At 64.5% G+C, this 8075-nt stretch carries 8 protein-coding genes; 5 read left to right on the top strand and 3 right to left on the bottom strand.

The features are described from left to right. The first annotated feature begins 246 nt into the window (after positions 1 to 246). Positions 247 to 591: an ArsR/SmtB family transcription factor gene (locus BMX99_RS05805; protein ID WP_093448335.1), complete on the top strand. Its 345-nt coding sequence runs from the start codon at positions 247 to 249 to the stop codon at positions 589 to 591. A 1092-nt stretch (positions 592 to 1683) separates the two neighbouring features. Here the strand turns inward: BMX99_RS05805 and BMX99_RS05800 are convergent. From BMX99_RS05800 to glnE, 3 genes are all read right to left on the bottom strand, one after another. Next, positions 1684 to 2001 (bottom strand): hypothetical protein, encoded by a 318-nt coding sequence (locus BMX99_RS05800; protein ID WP_093448528.1) that lies wholly within the window; start codon positions 1999 to 2001, stop codon positions 1684 to 1686. Between the two features lie 251 nt (positions 2002 to 2252). Further along, entirely contained in the window at positions 2253 to 2543 is a 291-nt protein-coding gene (locus BMX99_RS05795) for a hypothetical protein (protein ID WP_093448333.1), read from the bottom strand. Beyond that, complete coding sequence (gene glnE, locus BMX99_RS05790) at positions 2536 to 5343, bottom strand: bifunctional [glutamate--ammonia ligase]-adenylyl-L-tyrosine phosphorylase/[glutamate--ammonia-ligase] adenylyltransferase (RefSeq protein ID WP_093448526.1); 2808 nt, start codon at positions 5341 to 5343, stop codon at positions 2536 to 2538. The genes BMX99_RS05795 and glnE overlap by 8 nt, the downstream gene beginning before the upstream one ends. A gap of 63 nt (positions 5344 to 5406) precedes the next feature. Here glnE and BMX99_RS05785 point away from each other — a divergent pair, with 63 nt between their 5' ends. From BMX99_RS05785 to BMX99_RS05770, 4 genes are all read left to right on the top strand, one after another. Next, positions 5407 to 5874, top strand: a complete 468-nt coding sequence (locus BMX99_RS05785) for a YbaK/EbsC family protein (protein WP_093448331.1) — start codon at positions 5407 to 5409, stop codon at positions 5872 to 5874. A 108-nt stretch (positions 5875 to 5982) separates the two neighbouring features. After that, positions 5983 to 6441: a DUF2852 domain-containing protein gene (locus BMX99_RS05780; protein ID WP_093448329.1), complete on the top strand. Its 459-nt coding sequence runs from the start codon at positions 5983 to 5985 to the stop codon at positions 6439 to 6441. 108 nt (positions 6442 to 6549) lie between these two features. Next, complete coding sequence (locus BMX99_RS05775; protein WP_093448327.1) at positions 6550 to 6999, top strand: RDD family protein; 450 nt, start codon at positions 6550 to 6552, stop codon at positions 6997 to 6999. A gap of 231 nt (positions 7000 to 7230) precedes the next feature. Then, complete coding sequence (locus BMX99_RS05770) at positions 7231 to 8061, top strand: arginyltransferase (RefSeq protein WP_093448325.1); 831 nt, start codon at positions 7231 to 7233, stop codon at positions 8059 to 8061. Positions 8062 to 8075 lie beyond the last annotated feature (14 nt).

Here is an 8075-nt window from a genome sequence, read left to right as displayed (position 1 = left end):
TGAGCCCTGAGCCCTGAGCCCTGAGCCCTGAGCCCTGAGCCCTGAGCCCTGAGCCCTGAGCCCTGAGCCCTGAGCCCTGAGCCCTGAGCCCTGAGAATGCATGCCCCGCGTGCACCCTCACGGCAACCCATAAAAAAAGCCCTCTACGCACATTTCACATACAACGTTCTGCAACCGCCCACCCAACGAAAACGCCACCAGAAACTTAGCCATTCCCCTAACCAATTATCAATGATACTTAGCCCCATGACTAAGCAAGACCCCACCCTCGACGCCCTCTTCCAGGCCCTTGCCGATCCGACCCGCCGGGCGGTGCTGGCCCACCTTGCCTCCGGCCCCGCGCCGATTTCGGACCTCGCCGCCCCGCACGACATGGCGCTGCCGTCCTTCCTGCGTCACATCACCGTGCTGGAAGAGGCCGGGTTGATCACGTCGCGCAAGTCCGGCCGCGTCCGCACCTGCAAGCTCGCCCCCGCCCGCCTGCGCGAGATCGAGGCCTGGCTCACCCCCTACCGCCCGCTCTGGACCCGCGAGAAACCGCGCTACTCCCAACTGGCCAAGTCGCTCTACGCCAAACCCTCTGGCACCTGATCCGCCGTCCCTTCGAAGCCTCACCCGCCGCATCCGCAGAACGCCCTAGTCCAAGCGCAACGCTCAAAAGAAAAGCGCCGCCCGCTCACTCCGAAGCACAGCCCTCACCCTCTTTGGTTTTCAAAAATATCCCGGGGGATCGGCGTCAAAGCTTCAGCTTTGCCGCCGAGGGGGCAGCGCCCCCTGCTACCTTCGGCATCTGCACTCTTCCTTGGGATGGGGAACGAAGTCCAAACGGGCCGCAGCTTTTCGCGTTAGGGGCACAGTAGGCCACGGTTAGACTGGGCTCCCTTCCTGCTGCGCCGTTTGCATTTCCCCAGGCTAACGGACCGCCGCCCGCAACCGCGGCGCATCTCTTCGGGAAAATCCCCCAGCCAAGTTGGGATCTTCATGTCCCACATTCGTTTTCAAAGTTGACTGAAGAATTCTGGCAGGTCCTTCAATCCTCTCAGGTCTGCGCAAGCATTGCCCCCAGAAAAATGCCAATCAGACCCCGTGCCTCCCGCTCCGTCGACACGCCCAAAGCGGAAGCCTCGCCACTGCCTGACCACCGCCCCAAAGCCTCACCAGATCGCCGCCCCGCTCCCGGGCCCCTAGCCGAAAACGCACAGACCTTTCCACCTGCGCCCCGCCCGCCGCAGGCGCGATTGCCTCTGGCAATCTCTACCGGCGCCGCACCCGACACCGGCACCAATCCGCCCCGTTTCACGAAACAAAAACCAATTCGCAAGGCCCCCCTTGCCCCGCGCCCTGCCCGGGACTATCTGGGGATCAGGCGGGTGCTGCCCTTCTCGTGAACGGGTACATTCCGGTGGCCTTAAGCAAATCCGAGGGAGCTGGCTCTGTCCGGACCGTGGTCTGGTTACCCGGTGCCCACCTGTAGATACAGGTCCTCGGGAATGCGTCACCCAAACGGCTGCGTGCGGGCCCGCCGTTTCCTTCCCTGGAAACACGTTGCATTTGGAAGCGCTGGATTTGTTCAGCGCCACCCCAAAAAGCAGCTGAACGAAATACCGTCACACTCGATAGCGGCCGCAGTCAGAGTGGCCGCGCGGCCAGCAGCGCGTTTCCAGACGCGCGGGCGAAGGCCCGTCAGCGCCGTACGCGAGGTGTGGCAGAGTTGGCGCGGACCGGGGCGGGAATGCGGGTTGCCAAAGGGGCGCGGGTGCCACCGCGCGGGGTGTCGTCCCTCTCTCTCAGCGCCATGACGGCAAGGCCGAACTGAACGCCCGCAAAGACGATGCCATTGGCGAACCACATCATGGCGATGGCCATCCAGCCCGCGCTTGATCCCAGCATCAGGTGGCGCAGACCGGCCACGTCAAACGCGATCAGGGCGGCCACGAAAATGGCCGAGATCCCGAAACCGATCAGGACATTGCGAATATACAGACGGATCAGCTTGGGCATGGTCATATCCTTTCCTGCGGGGCGATACCCCGCAAGTACCAGGATCATATCGCAGGAATGCGATGTGTCACGCCCTTCTGCCGCGCCCTGCTGTCGCAGGCGGGTCTTCGCCCAGGACCAGGGCAGCCGGTTCGCGTGATCTGCGAGTGCCGGGCGACATGTTTACCAAAGCAGAAATAGGCCAGAGACAGAAGCTACCCGATGCAGAGCGCCGGGCAACTAAAGACCCCAGCCAATCAGAGATCCCGATATCAGTGCAGCCGCCCGGCCCGACCGCCGCGCCGGCCCTGGGGCATCAGCGCATTTTGGCCTTCCTGAAGAAGCTGCGTCATCGGGTGGTCCGGCGTCTCGGCCCCGTAACGGGCCACCAGGTGCTGCAGCGCCTGCTGCTGGGATGCGCCGTCGGCCAGGCTCAGCGCCCAGTCCATCAGGATCGACCGGCATTCCGCATCGCTGATCCCGTCGATGCGATAGGCTTCGCGGATCAGACCCTTGGGGTCGTTGTCGTCCCGGGGGCCCCGGGTGCTTGTCGTCTCAGCCATCGTCTTCTCCGTCTGGGTCGGTCCCGTCTGCCAGGGCCGCATCGATCACTGCGGCGGCCTTGATGGCCTGCTCTGCCAGATCGGCGCCGAGGCGGTCAATATCATCTGCCTGCAACTCGCGCAGCAGAAGCTCACACCCGCCTTTGCCCAGGGTCTCGGGGGCAAGCTGCTGATCCGTCAGCAGTTTGGCGGTCAGGTTCATATACCAAAACCGGGTCCAGGCCTGGGTCAACTGCCCGGCGGCCTCTTCCGTGATCCAGCCCTGGGCGGCGGCGCGGGACAGGCCCGTCGCCACATCGGACCCCGAGGTGCCCGAGGCCAGTGTGCCCGCCTGGGACAGCAGTTCGATGTCCTGCATGCGGCCGCGCCCCAGCTTCATCTCCCATTGGCCGCCTTCGCCCTTGGCCTGGGCGATGCGGGCGCGCATCTCGGCCACGTCGCGGCGCAGGGCATCGGTGTCGCGCGGGCGGGACAGGACATCGCAGCGGAAGGCCTCGACCTGGTCGGACAGGGCCTTTGGGCCGGCGACCGGGCGGGCCAGCGTCAGCGCCAGGTGTTCCCAAGTCCAGGCCTGGCTTTCCTGGTAGTCCCGGAAGGCCGTCCAGGAGGTCGCGACCGGCCCCTGGTTGCCCGAGGGGCGCAGGCGCATGTCGACCTCATATAGCCGCCCCTCCGCGGTCGGGGCCGACAGGGCCGTGACCAGCGCCTGGGTCAGGCGGGCGTAATAGGCACGAGTCGGCAGCGGGCGTTTCCCGTCAGAACTGTCCACGTCTGCCGGGTCGTAGATCACGATCAGGTCCAGATCCGACCGCGCGTTCAGCCGCCGTGCGCCCAGGGAGCCCATGCCCAGAACGATCGCTCCGTTACCCGGCGGGGGTCCGTGACGGCGGGCGAAATTGTCCTGCACCACGGGCCAAAGCGCCCGGATCGCCGCATCGGCAATGTCGCTGTACTGGGCGGCGGCGGCGGGCGTGGCGATCAGCCCGCGCAGGTGATGCACGCCGACGCGGAAATGCCATTCGCGCTGCCAGCGGCGGGCGGCGTCCAGGCGCAGTTCGTAATCCTCTTCCGCCGCCAAAGTGACCGAAAGATCCGCGGTCAGCGCATCGCCCCCGGGCCAGTCGCCAAAGAAACTGCCACCGATCACCGCATCGAAGACCGAGGCATTGCGCGACAGATAGCGCGCCAGGTCGGGCGTGGTTCCGGCGATGTCGGCAATCAGATCGATCAGTTGCGGATTGGCCTCGAAGAGGGAAAAGACCTGAACCCCGGCGGGCAACCCGGCGAGGAAGCCGTCGAAGGCCTGCAGCGCCTCGTCAGGTTTGGCGGCGCGGGACAGGGCCTGGATCAGGCGCGGCCGCAGTCGGTCAAAAATCGCCTGGGCACGCGACGACCGCAGCGCGGGATAGCTGCGCCAGCGGGTCACAAGCTCGGCGGGAACCTCGGGGGCGTTCTGGGGGATCGCCTCTCTCTCTGGTTCTTTCTCGCGGGCGAAGAAGCCTTCGCACAGGGCGTGGACCTCTTCCAGCCGGGCCTGCAGATCCTTGCGGAAACTGTCGAAGTCCTGCCCCGACAGATCGGCGATGCGGCGGATGCCGTCGTCGCTTTGCGGCAGGGCGTGGGTCTGGGCGTCGTTGACCATCTGGATGCGGTGTTCGACATCGCGCAGCACGCGGTAGTGGTCAGCCAGCTTTTCGGCGATGTCGCGGGGGATCCATTTGCGTGTCGCCAGCATGTCCAGCGCCTTGCAGGTCGGGCGGATGCGCAGATCGGGGTCACGGCCGCCGGCGATGATCTGATGGAACTGGGCGAAGAACTCGATCTCGCGGATGCCGCCGCGCCCCAGTTTCATGTCATGCCCGGGCAATGAGATCCTGCCGTGGTGCCCCTTGTGGTCGCGGATCGCCTGACGCATGTCGTGGGCGTCCTGGATCGCGGCATAATCCAGGTGCCGCCGCCAGACGAAGGGGCGCAGGTTGGACAGGAACGCCTCTCCGGCGGCGATGTCCCCGGCGCAGGGCCGCGCCTTGATATAGGCAGCGCGTTCCCAGGTGCGGCCCAGGCTTTCATAGTAGCGTTCGGCCGCATCCATCGACAGGCAGACCGGCGTGACCGAAGGGTCGGGCCGCAGCCGCAGATCGGTGCGGAAGACATAGCCCTGGTCAGTGATGTCCGACAGGGTCTGCGCCATGGTGCGGGTGGCGCGGATCAGGGTGGCGCGGGCATCGCCCAGATCGTCCGGGTCGAACTGGCCATCGTCGAACAGGCAGATCAGGTCGATGTCCGAGGAATAGTTCAGCTCTCCTGCGCCCATCTTGCCCATGGCCAGAACGACCATTCCAGCGCCTTTATCAAGGTCCGCTTCGGTTTTGCCGGGCAGCTTGCCACGACGGATCAACGGGGCCAGCGCGGCGCGCAGGGCCAGCTGAACGGACAGATCGGCAAATTCCGTCAGGCGGCCGGTGACCTCGGCCAGGGGCCAGACCCCGCCCAGATCGGCCAGCGCGGTCAAAAGCGCGACACGGCGCTTGCCCTGGCGCAGGGCGGTGCCGATCTGTGTCGGGTCGGCGGCGCGCAGGCGGTCGAATTCCTGCGCCAGGGCCGTTTCGGGATCACGCAGCGCGGGGGCGATCCACTCGGCCTCTTTATGGATCAGCGACAACAGATAGGGGCTGGACCCGCCGGCCCCGCCGATCAGCTCGCCCAAGGGCCCCTCCAGCGGCAGCGCCGCGCGCGCGTCGGCGGCGCGTTCGGGATCATGCGGGCGGGGTATGCGGGTCAGTCTATCGGCAAAGCTCATGCCCGGACATTCGCGCCCCCGCGGGGTCTGGTCAATGGGGATCGGATGGGTCATGCATGCCCCATGAGCAAGAGCATGAAACGCGTGGCCCGCGCGCTGACCGAAGCCGGGATCGAAACCGAAATCCAGGAGCTGGGTGCCGCCCGCACTGCGCAGGAGGCCGCGGATGGGGTTGGCTGTCACATCGACCAGATCGCCAAGTCGATCATCTTCGCCGGAGAGACCAGCGGCGAGGCGCTGTTGTTCCTGACCGCCGGAGGCAATCTTGTGGATGCCGACAAGGCCAGCGCCGTGGCGGGTGAGCCTCTGACCAAGGCCGATGCGGCGCTGATCCGGGCGCAGACCGGGTTCGCCATCGGGGGAGTCGCGCCCGTGGGACACATCAATCCGATCCGCGCCTGGATCGATCCCCGCCTGCTGGAATTCGACCGGATCTGGGCCGCAGCGGGCACCCCGCACCATGTTTTTGGTATGGATCCCGCCGATCTTCCGGAAATTTCCGGCGCGCAAGCTGCTGATTTTACGCAGTAAATACGATTAATGTTAAAAACTTTCACATAACCCCTTGCGGGGCGGGGTCGCAGTGCCAATCTGTGTAATGTGAAAAGCATTCACATTGACACGCAAAGGAGCACAAACATGACCCCCGCCACCGCAACTGCCTATCAAGGTCAGGACACCCGCCACATGGGTTGGCTGGCCAAGTCCGAGGCATGGCTGGACAGTAAGGGCAAAGGGGCCTGGATCGCCGCAATGGTGCTGGGTTTCATCTTTGTCTGGCCCGTCGGCCTTGCCATTCTTGCCTATATGATCTGGAGCAAACGCATGTTCAGCAAATCCTGCCGCCAATCCCGCCACGCCCGTGGCTATGAAATGCGCCGGTCCGGGATGGCCGCGATGAAATCCAGCGGCAACACCGCCTTCGACGCCTACAAGGCCGACACGCTGCGCCGCCTGGAAGAGGAACAGGAACAGTTCGAAAGCTTCCTGGACCGCCTGCGCGAAGCCAAGGACAAGGCCGAATTCGACCAGTTCATGGACGACCGTGCGAAAAAGGCCCGCGATCAGGCCGAAACCCGTGAAGAAGAAGACGCCTGATCCCATATCATGACCGCCAGGGGCCGCAGAGTGCGGCCCCCAGCCCTTCCGATGCCAGCCAATCCCCCGTTCAACCCGTCCCAAGGACAGGAGAGAAAGAGACACACCATGACCGCCGAGACCTGGACCATTCCCGATCCCTATCACCAACCCGAATTCTACGCCGACATCCCGGTGAAGCGGCTTCTGGCCTGGGTGGTGGATTGCATCGTGATCCTGGGCGTTGTGCTGCTGGCCCTGCCCTTCACGGCCTTCACGGGGATCTTCTTTTTCCCCTTCCTCTTCCTGGTGCTGGGCTTTCTCTATCGCTGGATGACCCTGGCCAGCGGATCGGCCACCTGGGGCATGCGCCTGATGGCGGTCGAGATGCGCGACGGCTACGGCCGCAAGTTCGACGGCGCGACGGCCTTCCTGCACACGCTTGGCTATACCGTGTCGCTCGCCTTCCCGTTTCTACAGTTTGTTTCGATCGTGATGATGCTGATGGGCGCGAAGTCCCAGGGCCTGACGGACAATGTTCTGGGCACGGTGGCAATCAATCGCCGCGCCGCCTACTGATGCCGATTCTGAAACAATAAACCACTTTACACGCCCGGAACCTGCCCGGGCGTGTCGCATTTCATCCTATGCGTGTGCGCCGAACGGTCGCATCCCTTGGCAGAACGGGGTGTAAGCTGTGGAAAACCGTAGATTTCCGCCTTAACCCAATTGCATCCCTGCTCTTCCTTTGACATGCCGGGCGCACTATGTATCGTCTTTGACAAAGACTCTGCCAACAATCCTGCCCCTATGCGCCATACGCTTCCGCTGACCCCGCAGTTCTATGTAACTGCCCCGCAGCCCTGCCCTTACCTCGAGGGCCGGATGGAAAGGAAGTTGTTCACATCTCTGACCGGAGAAGGCGCGACGCAGCTGAACGACACGCTGTCCAAGCAGGGGTTCCGCCGGTCACAGAACGTGTTGTATCGCCCGTCCTGCGCGGATTGCGCGGCTTGCCTGTCCGCCCGCATCGACGTCGAAGCCTTTGCGCCGACGAAAAGCCAGCGCCGTGCGATCAACCGCAACAAGCGTCTGGTGCGTCAGGCGACCTCGCCCTGGGCGACCGAGGAACAATACGACCTGTTCCGCACCTACCTGGATGAACGCCACGCCGATGGCGGCATGGCGGACATGGACGTCTTCGAATTCGCCGCCATGATCGAGGAAACCCCGATCCGCAGCCGAGTCATCGAATACAACGACCCGGAAAAGGACGCCGACCGCCGGCTGACCGCCGTGGCGCTGACGGACGTTCTCGATGACGGGTTGTCGATGGTCTATTCCTTCTACGATCCCGACCGGACTGCGGACAGCCTGGGCACCTACATGATCCTCGACCATATCGAGATCGCGCGCGAAGCCGGCCTGCCGTATGTCTACCTGGGCTACTGGGTGCCCGGATCGCCCAAGATGGGCTATAAGGCCAAGTTCAAAGGGGTTGAGCTGTACGTGGGCGGCCAATGGGTGCCGATGCGCGACCCGGCCGATTACGACACCGAACGCCATCCGCTGAAGACCGATCCGATCGCGGAACAGGTCGCCAATATCTCGCTTCCCGATCTGCGGTCGCCGCGCCGCTAGGGCTATTGCCCGGC

Origin of the sequence: Pseudooceanicola nitratireducens (assembly GCF_900109195.1) — a bacterium.
GTDB classification, from domain to species: Bacteria; Pseudomonadota; Alphaproteobacteria; order Rhodobacterales; family Rhodobacteraceae; genus Pseudooceanicola; species Pseudooceanicola nitratireducens.
This window is presented reverse-complemented; position numbering and strand designations above follow the sequence as displayed.

Excerpts from the sequence above, each read along its gene's own strand:
- BMX99_RS05805 (WP_093448335.1), top strand. The coding sequence starts at position 247 with ATGACTAAGCAAGACCCCACCCTCGACGCCCTCTTCCAGGCCCTTGCC.
- BMX99_RS05800 (WP_093448528.1), bottom strand. The coding sequence starts at position 2,001 with ATGCCCAAGCTGATCCGTCTGTATATTCGCAATGTCCTGATCGGTTTC.
- BMX99_RS05795 (WP_093448333.1), bottom strand. The coding sequence starts at position 2,543 with ATGGCTGAGACGACAAGCACCCGGGGCCCCCGGGACGACAACGACCCC.
- glnE (WP_093448526.1), bottom strand. The coding sequence starts at position 5,343 with ATGAGCTTTGCCGATAGACTGACCCGCATACCCCGCCCGCATGATCCC.
- BMX99_RS05785 (WP_093448331.1), top strand. The coding sequence starts at position 5,407 with ATGAGCAAGAGCATGAAACGCGTGGCCCGCGCGCTGACCGAAGCCGGG.
- BMX99_RS05780 (WP_093448329.1), top strand. The coding sequence starts at position 5,983 with ATGACCCCCGCCACCGCAACTGCCTATCAAGGTCAGGACACCCGCCAC.
- BMX99_RS05775 (WP_093448327.1), top strand. The coding sequence starts at position 6,550 with ATGACCGCCGAGACCTGGACCATTCCCGATCCCTATCACCAACCCGAA.
- BMX99_RS05770 (WP_093448325.1), top strand. The coding sequence starts at position 7,231 with ATGCGCCATACGCTTCCGCTGACCCCGCAGTTCTATGTAACTGCCCCG.